General features: G+C 42.8%; 18 protein-coding genes. All 18 read left to right on the top strand.

Annotated features, from left to right (window positions below):
- Positions 1-5 precede the first annotated feature (5 nt).
- The 18 genes from def to GMA13_RS06115 all read left to right on the top strand — a co-directional run bounded on the left by def (position 6) and on the right by GMA13_RS06115 (position 15,524).
- On the top strand, positions 6-476 hold the full coding sequence (gene def, locus GMA13_RS06200) for a peptide deformylase (protein WP_255883213.1): 471 nt from the start codon (positions 6-8) through the stop codon (positions 474-476).
- An 8-nt stretch (positions 477-484) separates the two neighbouring features.
- The gene (gene fmt, locus GMA13_RS06195) at positions 485-1,402 is read left to right on the top strand and encodes a methionyl-tRNA formyltransferase (protein WP_255883212.1); all 918 of its coding nucleotides are present in this window, start codon (positions 485-487) and stop codon (positions 1,400-1,402) included.
- Between the two features lie 15 nt (positions 1,403-1,417).
- On the top strand, positions 1,418-2,125 hold the full coding sequence (locus tag GMA13_RS06190; RefSeq protein ID WP_255883211.1) for a zinc metallopeptidase: 708 nt from the start codon (positions 1,418-1,420) through the stop codon (positions 2,123-2,125).
- A 39-nt stretch (positions 2,126-2,164) separates the two neighbouring features.
- Positions 2,165-3,499, top strand: coding sequence for a 16S rRNA (cytosine(967)-C(5))-methyltransferase RsmB (gene rsmB / locus GMA13_RS06185; protein WP_255883210.1), 1,335 nt, complete (start codon positions 2,165-2,167; stop codon positions 3,497-3,499).
- A complete protein-coding gene (gene rlmN, locus GMA13_RS06180; protein WP_255883209.1) occupies positions 3,492-4,532 on the top strand; it encodes a 23S rRNA (adenine(2503)-C(2))-methyltransferase RlmN in 1,041 nt (346 codons plus the stop codon). Before rsmB ends, rlmN begins: the two co-directional genes overlap by 8 nt.
- 57 nt (positions 4,533-4,589) lie before the next feature.
- Positions 4,590-5,339 (top strand): Stp1/IreP family PP2C-type Ser/Thr phosphatase, encoded by a 750-nt coding sequence (locus GMA13_RS06175; RefSeq protein WP_255883208.1) that lies wholly within the window; start codon positions 4,590-4,592, stop codon positions 5,337-5,339.
- A 3-nt stretch (positions 5,340-5,342) separates the two neighbouring features.
- On the top strand, positions 5,343-7,397 hold the full coding sequence (gene pknB, locus GMA13_RS06170) for a Stk1 family PASTA domain-containing Ser/Thr kinase (RefSeq protein WP_255883207.1): 2,055 nt from the start codon (positions 5,343-5,345) through the stop codon (positions 7,395-7,397).
- A gap of 53 nt (positions 7,398-7,450) precedes the next feature.
- Positions 7,451-8,335, top strand: a complete 885-nt coding sequence (gene rsgA, locus GMA13_RS06165) for a ribosome small subunit-dependent GTPase A (protein ID WP_255883206.1) — start codon at positions 7,451-7,453, stop codon at positions 8,333-8,335.
- The gene (locus GMA13_RS06160; RefSeq protein ID WP_255883205.1) at positions 8,320-8,955 is read left to right on the top strand and encodes a thiamine diphosphokinase; all 636 of its coding nucleotides are present in this window, start codon (positions 8,320-8,322) and stop codon (positions 8,953-8,955) included. The genes rsgA and GMA13_RS06160 overlap by 16 nt, the downstream gene beginning before the upstream one ends.
- Before the next feature lie 30 nt (positions 8,956-8,985).
- Positions 8,986-9,702, top strand: a complete 717-nt coding sequence (locus tag GMA13_RS06155; RefSeq protein WP_255883204.1) for a hypothetical protein — start codon at positions 8,986-8,988, stop codon at positions 9,700-9,702.
- An 85-nt stretch (positions 9,703-9,787) separates the two neighbouring features.
- Entirely contained in the window at positions 9,788-10,297 is a 510-nt protein-coding gene (locus GMA13_RS06150) for a hypothetical protein (RefSeq protein ID WP_255883203.1), read from the top strand.
- 31 nt (positions 10,298-10,328) lie between these two features.
- Positions 10,329-11,600, top strand: coding sequence for an O-acetylhomoserine aminocarboxypropyltransferase/cysteine synthase family protein (locus GMA13_RS06145; RefSeq protein WP_255883202.1), 1,272 nt, complete (start codon positions 10,329-10,331; stop codon positions 11,598-11,600).
- Between the two features lie 4 nt (positions 11,601-11,604).
- Positions 11,605-12,267: a cobalamin biosynthesis protein CobQ gene (locus tag GMA13_RS06140; protein WP_255883201.1), complete on the top strand. Its 663-nt coding sequence runs from the start codon at positions 11,605-11,607 to the stop codon at positions 12,265-12,267.
- 37 nt (positions 12,268-12,304) lie between these two features.
- The gene (locus GMA13_RS06135; RefSeq protein ID WP_255883200.1) at positions 12,305-12,511 is read left to right on the top strand and encodes a 4Fe-4S binding protein; all 207 of its coding nucleotides are present in this window, start codon (positions 12,305-12,307) and stop codon (positions 12,509-12,511) included.
- A 23-nt stretch (positions 12,512-12,534) separates the two neighbouring features.
- Positions 12,535-13,596, top strand: coding sequence for a 3-methyl-2-oxobutanoate dehydrogenase subunit VorB (locus GMA13_RS06130; protein WP_255883199.1), 1,062 nt, complete (start codon positions 12,535-12,537; stop codon positions 13,594-13,596).
- The gene (locus GMA13_RS06125; RefSeq protein ID WP_255883198.1) at positions 13,596-14,351 is read left to right on the top strand and encodes a thiamine pyrophosphate-dependent enzyme; all 756 of its coding nucleotides are present in this window, start codon (positions 13,596-13,598) and stop codon (positions 14,349-14,351) included. Before GMA13_RS06130 ends, GMA13_RS06125 begins: the two co-directional genes overlap by 1 nt.
- Positions 14,348-14,884, top strand: a complete 537-nt coding sequence (locus GMA13_RS06120) for a 2-oxoacid:acceptor oxidoreductase family protein (RefSeq protein WP_255883197.1) — start codon at positions 14,348-14,350, stop codon at positions 14,882-14,884. Before GMA13_RS06125 ends, GMA13_RS06120 begins: the two co-directional genes overlap by 4 nt.
- Before the next feature lies 1 nt (position 14,885).
- Positions 14,886-15,524, top strand: coding sequence for an HAD family hydrolase (locus tag GMA13_RS06115; RefSeq protein WP_255883196.1), 639 nt, complete (start codon positions 14,886-14,888; stop codon positions 15,522-15,524).
- Positions 15,525-15,584: the final 60 nt, after the last annotated feature.

Below are 15,584 nucleotides of genomic sequence, written 5' to 3'. Positions count from 1 at the left end.
TTTCAGTGGCAATCAGAAATATTGTAAAACAGGGCGACAGCATTCTTACAAAGAAATGCCGCACCGTTGAAAAATTCGATGACCGCCTTTTTCAGCTTCTTGATGATATGAAGGAAACGCTTGCTCAGTCAGGCGGTGTTGGTCTTGCGGCTCCGCAGGTGGGCATTTTAAAAAGAGTAGTCGTAATTGATACGGGCGAAAGAGTAGTGGAGTTTATTAATCCTGAGGTTATCAAAACAAAGGGAACACAGCAATCTGTCGAGGGCTGTCTTTCTTGCCCTGATGTATGGGGAATAACAAACAGACCAATGTACGCCACAATTAAGGCGCAGGACAGACACGGCAATGAGTTCTCAATGAACGGCGAGGGCTTGCTTGCAAAGGCGTTCTGCCATGAATGTGACCACCTTGAAGGAATTTTGTTTACAAAATACATCATCAAAAAAATTGACCCTGCCGAGCTTTCAAGAAAGTGAGTGGTAAAATGAGAGTTGTATTTATGGGTACGCCTGACTTTGCCGTGCCTTGCCTTGAAGCGCTTATAAACGCCGATTATGATGTCATCGGAACATTTACTCAGCCGGACAAGCCAAAGGGCAGAGGCTACACTCTTGCGCCACCGCCTGTAAAGGTTACGGCGCTTGAACACAATATTCCGGTCTTTCAGCCTAAAACGCTTAAGGACGGTGATGCCTTAAATATCCTTAAGGAGTTAGCTCCAGACTGCATAGTTGTTGTAGCTTACGGAAAAATACTTCCAAAGGCTATTCTTGATTTGCCGAAATACGGCTGCATAAACGTTCACGCTTCCTTGCTGCCGAAATACAGAGGTGCTGCGCCGATACAGTGGAGTGTTTTAAACGGAGAAGCTGAAACAGGCGTTACCTCTATGTATATGGACGAGGGGCTTGATACGGGCGATATGATTATGAAGCGTTCATGCAAAATCGACGAAAATGAAACGGCAGGTCAGCTTCATGATAAATTGTCACAGCTTGGAGCGTCTATTATTGTTGATACACTTACGGCGCTTGAAAACGGCACTGCGAAGCGTGAAAAGCAGAATGACAGCGACTCCTGCTATTCTCCTATGCTTGATAAGTCGCTTTGCCAAATCAATTGGAGCGACACTGCAAAGCAGGTGCACAACAAGGTGAGAGGCTTAAGTCCCTGGCCTGTTGCAATTGCGTCAATAAACGGTAAGAAAGTTAAAATTCATCAGACACGCCTTTCAGACAAACAGGGAACACCGGGCGAGATAATTGCAACCTCACCGTTAACGGTAGCCTGCGGATGCGGCAGTGTAATTATTGACGAGCTTCAGCTCGAGGGCAAAAAAAGGATGGATAGCCAATCATTTTTAAATGGACATAAGCTTAATATTGGAGACAAATTTCAATGAGGGGTGCTGACTTTAATGTGTCTTTATTATTTTGACAAAACCTATCTGATTTTTATTGTTCCGGCAATAATTATTTCGTTCATAGCCTCAGCAAGAGTTAATTCTGCCTTTAACAAGTATTCAAAAATCGGCAACCGCAGAGCATTAACAGGCGCACAGGCTGCATATAATGTGTTAGCTTCACACGGAATAACTAATGTGCGAATTGAGCACGTCAGAGGTAAGCTGACCGACCATTTTGACCCACGCACAAACACCATAAGGCTGTCTGATGCAGTTTATAGCTGTACGACTATTGCGGCTGTCGGGGTTGCCGCACACGAGGCAGGACATGCCGTTCAGCACGCTGTCGGCTATGTGCCGAATAAAATCCGCAGTGCAATTGTGCCTGTTGTAAACATCGGCTCAAAGCTTTCTTGGATTGTAATTCTGGTTGGACTTTTCCTGCCGGTTCAGTACGATTTTGTTCTTTATATCGGTATTGTGCTGTATTCTCTCACCGTTGTGTTCTCTATTGTAACACTTCCTGTTGAGTTTAACGCCAGCCGCCGTGCCCTTCAAACAATTAAGTCAACCAATATGCTAAGCGCCGAGGACGAGTATTCCGGCGCAAGGGCAGTGCTTTCGGCTGCAGCAATGACGTATGTTGCCTCTGCGTTTGCTTCAATAATGAGCCTGCTGCGCTTGCTTGTTATAGCGGCAGGACGAAGCAACCGAAGATAAATTTCAATATTATCACAGTTAAAGGGAGCCTGCGGCTAAATGGGAAACAGCAGAAAAACATCGTTTAAGGCGCTTTACAACGTGCTTTATAACGACGCATATTCAAATATAGAAATAAACCGAGCCATAAAAGCGTCACAGCTTGACCGCCGTGACGCTGCTCTTGCGTCTGCAATATTTTACGGCGTGCTTGAGCGCAGGCTCACTCTTGACAAAATAATACGACAGTATTCAACCATACCACTTAGAAAAATTGAGGATAAAGTGCTGATACTTCTTGAGCAGGCGCTATATCAAATTTTGTATTTTGATAAAATACCGGACAGTGCGGCTGTTAACGAAGCTGTAAAGCTTTGTAAATCATTAAGGCTTAATAAATCGGCAGGCTTTATAAACGGTGTTTTACGCTCTTTTTTGCGTGCGAATAAAGCATACAATACCCCCGATATTGCTAATAACCGTCTTGACAGCCTTTCGTTTACCTATTCCTGTCCTGTTGAGATAATTAAAATTCTTGACAGCTCCTACGGTGAAAAACTAACTGAGGACATTTTAAAATCCCTGTTTGGCAGACCGCCTGTAACCGCAGCTGTAAACACACTTAAAGCAACGCCTGTCGAGCTTATTGAAAGTCTTTTAAAGCAGGGTGTTAAGGCGCAGCTTTCAAACCTTGCAAATAATTCTGTTGAACTGTCTGACACAGGCTCTATTGAAGAGATTGAATCGTTCAGGCAGGGACTTTTCTATGTTCAGGACGAGGCGTCGCAGATTGCAATTGAGCTTTTAAATCCGCAGGCAGGTGAAACTATAATTGACGTTTGCTCAGCTCCGGGCGGAAAAAGCTTTAAATCCGCCGTACTTATGAAAAACAAAGGCAAAATCTATTCCTACGATTTGCACCCGCATAAGGTTGAGCTTATTAAAAAAACAGCAAAACGCCTTGGCATTAATATAATCAATTCTGCTGTCCGTGACGCATTGTCAGACAGTAAAAACGAGTTAGCCGATAAGGTTATATGCGATGTTCCGTGTTCGGGCCTTGGCGTTATTCGCCGCAAGCCTGAGATAAGATACAAAAACACAGATAATTTTTCAGCTTTACCGCCTCTGCAATACAAAATACTAATAAAATCTTCACAACTTGTTAAAAAAGGCGGAGTATTATTATATTCGACCTGTACTCTCAATAAAGCTGAAAATAACGATATATCGGACAAATTTTTAAAGGAGAATGAAGGTTTTAAGCCGCTTAAGCTTAAGCTGCCGAAAACCATAAAAAGGGTTATTCCGGAAAATGATAACTGCCTGACGCTTTTGCCGAGCGAGCATAACACTGACGGCTTTTTTGTCAGCGCATTTGTAAGGTGTGAATAAATTGCAGGATATTAAGTCGCTTAGCGTAAAAGAGCTTGAGCTGGCTCTTGAAAAAATTGGAGAGCCAAAGTATAGGGCAAAACAAATTTTTCAATGGATTCACAAAAAATATGTGCAATCTTTCGATGATATGCTCAATATTTCCAAAAATCTCAGAGAAAAACTCAAAGAAATTTATTATATATCCTCTTCAGCTATTGAAAAAAAGTTGATTTCTTGTTATGATAGTACAGTAAAATACCTTTTTTCGCTCAAAGACGGAGAATATGTCGAGGCTGTGCTTATGAGCTATCATCACGGCTACTCGGCGTGTATTTCGACTCAGGCAGGCTGTAAAATGGGCTGTACCTTCTGCGCAACAGGGCAGGGTGGTTTTCGCCGGAACCTTACAGCGGGCGAAATGCTTTCTCAGCTTCAGACGATGGAGAAGGACGAAAACGTGCGCATTTCTAACGTTGTTTTAATGGGCATGGGCGAGCCGCTTGATAATTTTGACAATGTGGTTAAGTTTCTGAGCCTTGTTTCGTCAGATGACGGAATGAATATTGGTATGCGTCACATTGCTTTGTCTACCTGCGGTCTTGCCGATAAGATACTGAAGCTTGCTGAATTAAAGCTTCAGATAACACTGTCCATCTCTTTGCATGCACCGAGCGATGAAATTAGAAATAAAACAATGCCGGTAAATAAACGCTTCCCTATTGATACGCTGTTGAGCGCCTGCAGGGAATATATTGACAAAACAGGCAGAAGAATAACCTTTGAATATGCAATGATTGACGGTGTGAATGATTCTGTTGAATGTGCAGGGCTTCTATGTTCAAGGCTTAAGGGGATGCTCTGCCACGTTAATTTGATTCCTGTTAATGAGGTTGATAAAACCGGCTACAAAAAAAGCGGCAAAAAAAGTCTAAATGCTTTTTGCGCTTATCTTAACGGCCACGGTATACCGGCAACTATCCGCCGTACACTCGGCTCGGACATAAATGCCTCCTGCGGACAGCTAAGAGGCAAAGCGACAATAGATAATTAAGTAATAAATCAATTTATGTTATATAGATATGGCGGTTAACCAAAGGGAGGTAACAGCTTGGAAGTATTTTTAAAAAGTGATATAGGTCTTGTAAGATCTACAAACCAGGACGCCTGCACAGGCGGAGTTTTTTCGGGAGATGCTGCCTGGGCTGTTGTATGTGACGGTATGGGCGGTGCAAACGGTGGCAATGTTGCAAGCTCCGTTGCGGTTAAAGAAATATCACGCAGATTAAAAAGAGGTTACAGGGACAGCTTAAGTGATGAAGATATTGTCAATTTGCTTACCGAGTCTGTTCAGAAAGCAAACAATAAGCTTTATAAAATTCAGAAAGGCGATCCGGAGCTTCGTGGAATGGGAACAACGGTTGAGCTTGTGCTTGTAAAGGGCAACAAGCTTCACATAGTTCATGCAGGTGACAGCCGTGTTTACAGCATACGGGGAAGGCGAATAAAGCAACTGACAATTGACCACTCTGTTGTTCAGGAAATGGTTGCTAAGGGGGAAATTACCTCAGAGCAGGCTATGGCTCACCCAAACAAAAACATAATTACCCGTGCTTTAGGTATAGTTCCCGAAATTCATCTTGACTATATAGAGAGCGAATTTAAGGATGACGATTATGTTGTAATCTGCACAGACGGGCTTTCAAACTACATAAAGCCCGCCGAGTTTGTCAGAATGTCAAGGACAAACAGCGGCGAGGATTACACGCAGGCGCTTGTAAACTCCGCAAAGGATTTAGGCGGCAGCGACAATATCACGGTTGCAGTAATTACAAATTCTGTAGAATTGGGAGTAGATTAATTTATGGATAAATATTCGGGCAAAAAGCTTGACGGAAGATATGACATACATGAGCTTATCGGTACAGGCGGTATGGCTATGGTTTACCGTGCCTATGATACGCTTGATGACAGAACTGTTGCAATAAAGATATTGAAGGATGAGTTTTCTGCAAACGATGAATTCATTCGTCGTTTTAAAAATGAATCAAAGGCAATTGCTGTTTTGAATCATCAGAACATTGTTAAGGTTTATGACGTTAGCTTTGGTGATGTAATTCAGTATATTGTAATGGAATATATCGACGGAATCACCCTTAAGGAGTATATCGAATTACAAGATAATAATATAAGCTGGAAAGAGGCAGTGCTTTTTACAACTCAGATTTTGCAGGCTCTTGAGCATGCGCACAGCAAGGGCATTGTTCACCGTGACATAAAGCCGCAAAACATTATGCTTTTGCAGGACGGTACAATCAAGGTTACGGATTTCGGCATAGCTCGCTTCAGCAGTGTTGAAACAAGAACTATGACTGATAAGGCTATAGGTTCTGTTCACTATATTGCACCCGAACAGGCAAAGGGTGAGCTTACCGACGGAAAAACCGACATTTATTCTGTCGGAGTAATGCTTTATGAAATGCTCGCAGGAAAGCTTCCGTTCGAGGCTGATAATGCGGTTTCAGTAGCTATTATGCAGCTGCAGGAGGTTCCGAAGCCGATAAAGGAGATTAATCCGGATGTTCCGGACGGCCTTGCGGAGATAACTCTCAAGGCAATGCAGAAGGATCCGTCACTTCGTTATCAGAGCGCAAGGGAAATGCTTGATGATATTGAACTGTTCAAGCAGAACCCATCTATTGTGTTTGAATACAAGTATATGGCTCCAAAGGGCAATTCATCAAAATTATCGGATTCATTTGACGATAACGGAGGTTCCGTTTCAGATGATGCATATAATGACGAATACGGAAAATATGCCGCAGACGCAGAGAAGGCAAAATCGCCGGCCGGTTCAATTTTTGCCGGTATTATATCGGCATTTATACTGGTTGCAATAGTTTGCTGTATTCTCGGTGCATTTCAGGCTTGCCAAAGTCAGAACACAATCGCCGTTGATATCCCGAATTTTGTCGGAATGAACTCTGACGATGTAATTAACAGCGGAAAATACGACTTTAAATTTGAAACAGTAAATTCCTTTGACCCGAACCAGGCTATCGGCACTATTTTAAAGCAGTCACCTGAATCAGGCTCAAAACAGATTAAGGAGGGTTCAACAATTACCCTCACGGTAAACAGTACAAGCACTGTTGTATCTGTTCCTTATGTAAACGGCTATTCAGCGGATAATGCACTTGCTAAAATGAACGATAAGAACCTTAAGGCTCAGATTGTTTATGTTGAAGATCCGGACACTGCCGTTGATATGGTTCTTGACACTTCTCCAAAGGCAGGCTCTGAGGTTGAGGTTGACTCACCAATCAAAGTGTTCGTAAGCCGTGAACGTACAACTGATACTGTGTTGCTTCCGAATGTTGTCGGTCAGTCACTTGACTCTGCAAAGTACACTCTTGAATCTCTCGGCTTCGAGGTTGACTACGAATACAACGAAAAGGTTGACAAGGAAAAGGATTCCGTTTTGGCTCAAAGCCCAGGATACGATGTTGAATATAAGGTTGGCGAAAAGGTAAAGCTTATTGTTGCAAAAGGAATTGACAAGACAAAGACCTGTACACTCAATATTGACCTTCCGGCGGATGTTGACAGAGAGGTATTTGTACGAGTAACAATTGACGGCGTTGTAAGCGAGGAATACTCACAGAACGTTATTCCAAAATACAACAGCACCTATGAGGTGAAAATTACAGCCGAAGGCACAGTGTACGTTCAGGTATCACTTAATGAAAATCTCTACCGTGAATATGAGATTGACTTTAATAAGGGTGAGATTGTGAACTCAGCTAAATATGATTTTGTTGAGGATTCAACTCTACCGACAGAGGAAACAACCGAGCCTGAAACTGAGTCTGAAACAGATTCAGAGGATATGCCTGCGTGGACAGATCCGGAATTATAATAATGGCTATTCATGGTAATGCACTGTAACAAAAATAAACCTTGGGTGATTTTGTGATAACTGAAAAAGGCATTATAACAAAATTAATCGGCGGCTTCTATTATGTGGAAGCCGCCGAAAAGATATATGAATGTAAGGCGAGAGGAGCATTCCGTTTAAAGGGCAACGCTCCCTGCGTAGGCGATTACGTTGAAATTGGCGTTCCGAATGATGGTTATTGCGTTATTGAGAAGGTGTTGCCGAGGAAAAACAGACTTGTCCGTCCGGCTTTAGCCAATATCGACAGGCTCGTTATTGTTTCGTCTGTAATTTCACCGACGCCTAATACGCTTATTATAGATAAAATGATTGCAACGGCAGTGAAAAAAGGAATTGAGCCAATGCTGGTTATAAGCAAAACGGATTTATGCTCGCCTGACGAGCTATTCAGGATTTATTCTAATTCCGGCATAAATACGCTTTGCTTTTCATCAAAGGATTATAATACCGGTGAGCTAAAAAGCCGTATTCTTGCAAAAGGCATAACGGCGTTCACAGGCAATTCCGGCGTTGGAAAATCAACACTTTTAAATGCAATGCTGCCGGAAACTGCTGCTGAAACAGGCGACATCAGCAAAAAGCTTGGCAGGGGCAGACACACAACAAGAACGGTTGAGCTTCATAAAAATGAAATGGGCTATGTTGCCGATACTCCGGGTTTTTCGACGGTAGATTTGCAGAGATATGAAATAATTAAGAAGGACGAGCTTGTACACTGCTTTTCAGAGTTTGAGCCGTATCTTGACGATTGCCGCTTTACCTCCTGCTCACACACAAAGGAGCTTGGCTGTGCTGTGCTTGAAGCAATTAAAAACGGCAAAATAGAAAAATCACGCCACCAAAGCTATGTTGCTATGTATAACGAGGTTAAGGACCTTAAGGAATGGGAAATGAAATGAAAAGGTGCGTTATAATATCAGCAGCTCCGTTTGCAGATATATGCTTTTTTAAAAATCAAATAACACAGGATGACTTTGTAATCTGTGCTGACGGCGGCTATGTATATGCTGAAAAAGCCGGAGTAACACCTGATTTAATCGTAGGTGACTTCGACTCCTCAACAGTACCGAGTTCTGATGTTGAAACTGTAATTTTGCCTGTACATAAGGACGATACAGATACTATGTACGCTGTTCGTGAGGGAATAAAGAGAAACATAAATAATTTTGTTTTCCTTGCTGCAACAGGGGGCAGAGAGGACCACACGATTGCTAATTGTTCGATTTTGCTTTATCTTAAGCATCACGGCTGCAACGGCGAAATTTTAAGCGAGAAAACGAGAATTTTTCTTCTTGAAAACGAGGAGATACACATTAAAAATCAAAAGGATAAAACCTTTTCGATTTTTCCCTTTGCCTGCAAAAGCTGCGGCGTTACGCTTTCAGGCTTTTACTATCCGCTTGACTGCTACACCCTAAAAGCAGAATTCCCGCTCGGCGTCAGCAATGTTATTACCACTGATGACGCTGTGGTAAGTGTCAGCGGTGGCACGGCAATAATCTGTATTACCGATTTGTAAATCAAAATTATAACAATATAGAGGTGAAAAATGTTTCTTAGAGTTACGTCAAAAAATATAGAAAAAGCCGACACCTTTATGATTGAATGTGACGGCAAAAAAAGACCTATTGACAGCTTTTCAAGCTCTGCCTCGTTTGACTGCGGCGAGCAGATTAACTGTCACGCTAATATAGAGTTTGTACCCCAGAACCTCACAATGCGCCCGATAAATCGAATTATTTTTGTTATCAAGGAGATACTCACTGCAATATTGTTTTTCCTTGTATTTGATAAAGGTGCATGGTACGAAAATATTGACCCGATAAGAATAAAGAAAAAGATAGCGTTCAAGCCCTCGTCCGACCAGACGGGTGAAATGAGCTTTGAATTCTCCCGAAGCGTCTTTGATAAAAGGCAGGGCAAATATTCCCTCCCGCAGTTATTTGTAAAGACGAACGGAGTTGTTTTATCGGAAGAAATCGGCTATCTGCCGAACCTCGGCGGCGTACAGCTTGGCTTTCTGCACTATATTTTCCAAATTGTAGTTCCGTGCGTTATCCTTTTGGCTTTGTGTGCCTACGGAATAGTTGCGTCTGTTTTCGCTTTAAACATTCCGCTGCTTATTCTGCTTTCAGTTTGCGCTATGCTCATCATCGGTTTTGCAATAGTTATGCTGTTCAGAGGCTCAAGAATGAAAAAATGCGTTGAAAATATAATTCTTTTGCAGCTTAAGAAGTTAAAGCAGAACGGTAAAACAATCGGATAATGTAATTAATAGTACACAAATTTGCAATATCTGTCGTATCTTGATATAATAGTATACGCTATGAGATGCACAAGGAGGTCGCAACGTGAAATATTACTGCAATCGTTGTCACAAACTATATAACGATAAAAGAGCTTGCCCAAACTGCAATGAGGTCTTGACTAAAAAAATAAGCGATTCAAGCCATATTGCAATAGTAAGCGCATTCGGAATAGAAAAGGACAGAATCACAGCCGCTCTTGAGGACGCTGATATACCATATGCCGAAAGAGCAGAGAAAAAAGAAGCATCTGCAAATGCTGTAACCGGAATTGATAATGCAAGATATAAAATTGAAGTTCCGTATTCGTTTTATGACAAAGCAATGGAAATACTTATCGGAATAAATGCAGTAAGCCCCGATGAATATGTCGAGAGTGCAGGGGATGAAGTGCAAGAAAATTCTTCGCCTAAAACTGAAGAGTTCGAGGAAATGTCCTCCGGCAAGCGTATAGCCGTAAGAGTAATTTCAGCTGTTCTGTTCATTCTTCTTGTTGCACTCGTTATCGGCGGAGTGGATTTTATAACAGGAATTATTAAAGGCCTTTTTGTCTGAGATAAAATAAAATAGGAAAGTGGTAGATAAAATGGATAAGAAAAAAAGCACAATATGTGTTCAGGGTTGTTATGAGCCTAATGACGGTGACCCACGTGTAATACCTATTGTTCAGAGCACAACATATAAATATAACAGTGCAGAAACAATGGGAAAGCTTTTTGACCTTGAGGCTGACGGCTTCTTCTATACAAGGCTTGCAAACCCAACGTTGGACGCAGTTGAAAAGAAAATTGCTGCTCTTGAGGGTGGTGTAGGCGCAATGCTTACAGCTTCCGGTCAGGCGGCTTCACTTATGTCTATAACAAATATCTGTAAGGCAGGCGACCATGTTGTCTGTGCCAGCGCTATTTATGGCGGAACATTCAACCTGTTCAACAAAACCCTTCGTGATTTAGGCATAGAATTCACATTTATGAATCCGACGGCAACAGAAGACGAGATTATGGCGGCTTTCAAGGATAACACAAGAGCTGTTTTTACAGAGAGCCTTGCTAACCCGTCGCTTGTTGTGACCGATATTGAGCTGTACGCACGCTGTGCTCATGCCCACAATGTACCGCTTATCGTTGATAATACCTTCCCAACGCCAATCAACTGCCATCCGTTTGAGTTTGGCGCAGATATAATTGTCCATTCAACCACAAAATATATGGACGGCCACGCTGTTGCCCTCGGCGGCGTTATTGTTGACAGCGGCAAGTTTGACTGGGCTAAGGGTGGCTACGATATGCTGACCACGCCTGACGAAACATACCATGGCGTTGTTTATACCGAAACCTTTGGCAATGCGGCGTATATAGTTAAGGCAAGAACACATCTTATGAGAGATATGGGCGCACAGGCAGCTCCGATGAATGCTTTCCTGCTTAATATTGGACTTGAAACGCTTCATTTAAGAGTTCCGCGTCACTGTGAAAACGCTCTGATTCTTGCAAAATTTCTTGATGAAAATGATAAAATCGAATGGGTAAATTACCCCGGACTTGAGAATAATAAATATTATAGTCTTGCTCAGAAGTATATGCCAAACGGCAGCAGCGGCGTTATATCCTTTGGTGTAAAAGGTGGAAGAAAAGCCGCTGAGAAGCTAATGGAATCTCTTGAGCTTGCGGCTATGGTAGTTCACGTTGCAGATGCACGTACAAGCGTGTTGCATCCGGCAAGCACTACTCACAGACAAATGACAGACGAGCAGCTTGCGGAGTGCGGCATAAGCCCGAATATGATAAGACTCTCAGTAGGTATTGAAGATATTGAAGACTTGCTTGCAGATTTCAAGCAGGCACTGGAAAAGATTTGATTTAATGATAAACTTTAAGCATCTTACAATAGTTTTAGGTCACTACGGATGCGGCAAAACTAATTTGTCGCTCAATATTGCCCTTGATTTGGCAAGCAGAGGAAAAAGTGTAACCATTGCAGATCTCGATGTTGTCAATCCATATTTCCGCACTGGCGACTATAAGGAGCTTTTGCAGGAAAAGGGGATAAAGGTTGTTGCGCCTGTTTTCGTTTCTACAAACCTTGATAATCCCTCTCTGCCTGCTTCTATGGACACAATATTTGAAAATAGCGACGATTATGTTGTTGTTGATGTCGGCGGTGATGATGTCGGCGCATATGCACTTGGCAGGTATTCCAAAAAAATCAATGCGCATCCGGACAAGGATATTTTCTATGTGGTCAACAAATTCCGTTCGCTTACGTCTACACCCTCAGAATGTGCAGAAATTCTTTATGAAATAGAAAGCGCTGCAAGGGTAAAAGCAACGGCTGTTGTGAACAATTCTCATCTTCAGCATCTTACTACAACTGAAGATATTTTATCCTCAGTTGATTTTGCAAAGGAAACGGCAAAAATATTAAACCTGCCGCTTGCCTTTACAACAGCAAAACCGGAAGTTTTCAGCGAACTTAACTTAGACTCTCTTTACAGGGTCAAGCAAATAGTTAAGCCTCCGTTTTGAAACATATAATTAATTTAGCGATAGGAGGTAAAGTGTTATGGCAAAAATTACTGTTAAAGAAAACCTTTGCAAGGGCTGCGAGCTTTGTGTAAACTCTTGTCCAAAGCATATCATTGCTCTTAAGCTTGATGTGATCAACGCCAAAGGCTATCATCCGGCCTCTCTTATTAATGAGGAGGAATGTATCGGCTGCAAGGCGTGCGCTACAATGTGCCCGGATCTTGCAATAACGGTTGAAAGATAACAATTCAGAAAGGAAATGTTACAATGGCAGAAAGATTTTTAATGAAGGGTAACGAAGCTCTTGCCGAAGCCGCTATTCAGGCAGGCTGCCGCCATTTCTTCGGTTATCCAATAACACCTCAGACAGAGCTTGCCGCATATATGTCAAAGAAAATGCCTAAAATCGGCGGTACATATCTTCAGGCTGAGTCTGAGCTTGCGGCAGCTAATATGGTTTTAGGCTGTGCCAGCGCAGGTTGCAGAGCAATGACATCATCAAGCTCGCCCGGAATCAGCCTTAAAACAGAGGCTATATCATATATGGCAGGTTCAGATGTTCCTGCTCTTATTATCAACGTACAGCGTGGCGGCCCCGGTCTTGGCGGAATTCAGCCGTCACAGGCTGACTATTGGCAGGCTACTAAAGCAACAGGTCACGGCGATTTTCAGATTCTTGTTTTTGCTCCTGCAACTGTTCAGGAAATGGTAAATCTTGTAGGCAAGGCTTTTGATTTGGGCGACAAATACAGAATGCCTGCTATGATTTTAGCTGACGGTATGCTCGGTCAGATGATGGAGCCTGTTGAAATTCCGGACGGCAGCGATGTTCAGCTTCCGGAAAAGCCTTGGGCTACAAACGGACACCAAAACAAAAGAGAACACAACATCATCAATTCACTCTATCTTACCCCGCAGGCGCTTGAAAAGCTTGTTAAGGACAGATTTGAAAGATATGAAATAATTAAGAAGAATGAGCAGATGGCTGAGGAATATCTTACAGATGACGCAGATATTATCGTAGTAGCTTACGGTGCGTCTGCAAGAGTATCGCACAGTGCCGTTGACAGCGCAAGAGAACAGGGTATAAAGGCTGGTCTTATCCGCCCGATTACGCTATGGCCTTTCCCGACAGACGTTCTGAATAAGGCTGCGTCACACGCAAAGGCTTTCTTAAGTGTTGAAATGTCAATGGGACAGATGGTTGACGATGTTAAGCTTGCCATCAATTGCTCAAAGCCTGTTTCCTTCTACGGCAGAACAGGCGGTATGATACCAACACCAGATGAGATTCTTGCAGAAATTATTAAGCTTGGAGGCGAAAGATAATGGCAGTAGTTTTTGAAAAACCGCACGCATTAACAGACGCTCCGTTCCATTATTGCCCGGGCTGCACACACGGTATTATCCACCGTCTTGTTGCCGAGGTTATAGACGAGTTAGGCGTTGAAGGCAAAACAGTCGGCGTTTCACCGGTTGGCTGTGCCGTTATGAACTATGATTATTTTAACTGCGATATGGTTGAGGCTCCGCACGGCAGAGCACCGGCTGTTGCAACCGGACTTAAAAGAGCAAAGCCGGATAATGTGATTTTTACATATCAGGGCGACGGTGACCTTGCCGCTATCGGTACTGCCGAAACTGTTCATGCTGCAACAAGAGGCGAAAACATTACCGTTATTTTTGTAAACAACACAATCTACGGTATGACAGGCGGTCAGATGGCACCAACATCGCTGCCGGGTCAGGTAACGCAGACAACTCCGTATGGTCGTGACGTAAACACAGCAGGCTTCCCTGTAAGGGTTTGCGAGATGCTCTCAACTCTTGACGGTGTTGCGCTTGCTCAGCGTGTTGCTGTTGACTGCGTTAAAAACGTTAACACAGCTAAGAAGGCAATCAAAAAGGCTTTCCAGAATCAGATAGACAAAAAAGGCTTCTCAATTGTAGAGGTACTGTCAACCTGCCCGACAAACTGGGGCTTATCTCCTGTTGAGGCACTTGACTGGCTGCGTGAGAATATGATTCCGTATTATCCTCTCGGAGTATATAAGGACGAGGAAAAGGGGGCAAGAATAAAATGAGCAAAAATTATAATATGATTCTTGCCGGCTTCGGCGGACAGGGAATACTCTTTGCCGGTAAGGTAATAGCCTACGGCGGACTTCTTGACGAAAAGGAAATTTCATGGCTTCCGTCATATGGTCCTGAAATGAGAGGCGGCACAGCAAACTGCAATGTTTGCATTTCAGACAAAGCAATCGGTTCTCCGCTTGTTACATCGCCCGACACCTTTATTGCAATGAATCTTCCGTCCTTTGATAAATTCATTAATTCAGTTCAGCCGGGCGGAACAGTTGTTGTTGACAGTTTCCTTGTTGATAAAAAGGTTGAGCGTGACGATTTGAACGTATTTTATGTTCCTGCAACAAAGCTTGCAGAAGAGCAGGGCCTTAAGGGACTTGCGAACATCATTCTTGTTGGTAAGCTTTTTAAGGAAACAGGCTTTTGCAGTGAGGAATCACTCTACAAGGCTATTGAAAAGTGTGTTCCTGCACGTAAGGCAAATATGCTTGAAGCCAATAAAAAGGCTATAAAGCTTGGTATGGAGCAGTAAAATGTCAGCTCCGTCCTGTGTTTTTTGGGATTACAACGGCACGCTGATAGATGATGTTGGCACAGCTCTTGAGTCTGTCAATGATATGCTCAGAAAAAGAGGTAAGCCGATTATCAATCTTGAACAGTACAGAAGCTATATTGATGTGCCAATATCTCGGTTTTACGAGCATATTTTTGACTTGAACGAAATTTCCTTTGATACAATAGCACAAGAGTTTGCCATAGGCTATGAAAAGCACATTGGCGAAAACCCTGTTATGCAGGGCGCTGAGGAATTGCTCACTCACTTTTCTAAGCTTGGCAGCTTTCAGGCAATTATTTCCGGCTCGCAGCAGAGCGTAATAGAACGTGGGGCAAAGCGTTACGGCTTGTTCGGATATTTTGATTTAATATCGGGAGCTGATGACCACTTTGTTCAGAGCAAGGTCAAAAGAGCAGAGAATATTGCAAAAAGCCACTGTAAAAGCAGCGATGAAATACTTGTCATAGGCGACTGTGTTCAGGATTACGAGGTGTCAAAGGCTCTTGGAGCACAATGCATATTGTTAACGGCAGGACACCAGAGCCGTTATGATTTACAGCGCACAGGCACAATGGTTGTTGACAGCCTGTTAGATATTAAGGATATATTCACTTGATATAATAAATTTAATTTCAGTTTTCTTAAAGCGCCGCACGTTAATATTGTGCGGTGCTTT

Origin of the sequence: Ruminococcus sp. zg-924 (genome assembly GCF_024433635.1) — a bacterium.
In the GTDB taxonomy this organism is placed as follows: Bacteria; Bacillota; Clostridia; order Oscillospirales; family Acutalibacteraceae; genus UBA7067.
The sequence above is the reverse complement of the archived record's forward strand: the minus strand, read 5'-3'. Positions and strand labels throughout refer to the sequence as shown.

Bases quoted from the DNA above. Each gene is read 5' to 3' on its own strand.
- fmt (WP_255883212.1), top strand. From the start codon at position 485: ATGAGAGTTGTATTTATGGGTACGCCTGACTTTGCCGTGCCTTGCCTT.
- GMA13_RS06190 (WP_255883211.1), top strand. From the start codon at position 1,418: ATGTGTCTTTATTATTTTGACAAAACCTATCTGATTTTTATTGTTCCG.
- rsmB (WP_255883210.1), top strand. From the start codon at position 2,165: ATGGGAAACAGCAGAAAAACATCGTTTAAGGCGCTTTACAACGTGCTT.
- pknB (WP_255883207.1), top strand. From the start codon at position 5,343: ATGGATAAATATTCGGGCAAAAAGCTTGACGGAAGATATGACATACAT.
- GMA13_RS06160 (WP_255883205.1), top strand. From the start codon at position 8,320: ATGGGAAATGAAATGAAAAGGTGCGTTATAATATCAGCAGCTCCGTTT.
- GMA13_RS06155 (WP_255883204.1), top strand. From the start codon at position 8,986: ATGTTTCTTAGAGTTACGTCAAAAAATATAGAAAAAGCCGACACCTTT.
- GMA13_RS06145 (WP_255883202.1), top strand. From the start codon at position 10,329: ATGGATAAGAAAAAAAGCACAATATGTGTTCAGGGTTGTTATGAGCCT.
- GMA13_RS06140 (WP_255883201.1), top strand. From the start codon at position 11,605: ATGATAAACTTTAAGCATCTTACAATAGTTTTAGGTCACTACGGATGC.
- GMA13_RS06135 (WP_255883200.1), top strand. From the start codon at position 12,305: ATGGCAAAAATTACTGTTAAAGAAAACCTTTGCAAGGGCTGCGAGCTT.
- GMA13_RS06130 (WP_255883199.1), top strand. From the start codon at position 12,535: ATGGCAGAAAGATTTTTAATGAAGGGTAACGAAGCTCTTGCCGAAGCC.
- GMA13_RS06125 (WP_255883198.1), top strand. From the start codon at position 13,596: ATGGCAGTAGTTTTTGAAAAACCGCACGCATTAACAGACGCTCCGTTC.
- GMA13_RS06120 (WP_255883197.1), top strand. From the start codon at position 14,348: ATGAGCAAAAATTATAATATGATTCTTGCCGGCTTCGGCGGACAGGGA.
- GMA13_RS06115 (WP_255883196.1), top strand. From the start codon at position 14,886: ATGTCAGCTCCGTCCTGTGTTTTTTGGGATTACAACGGCACGCTGATA.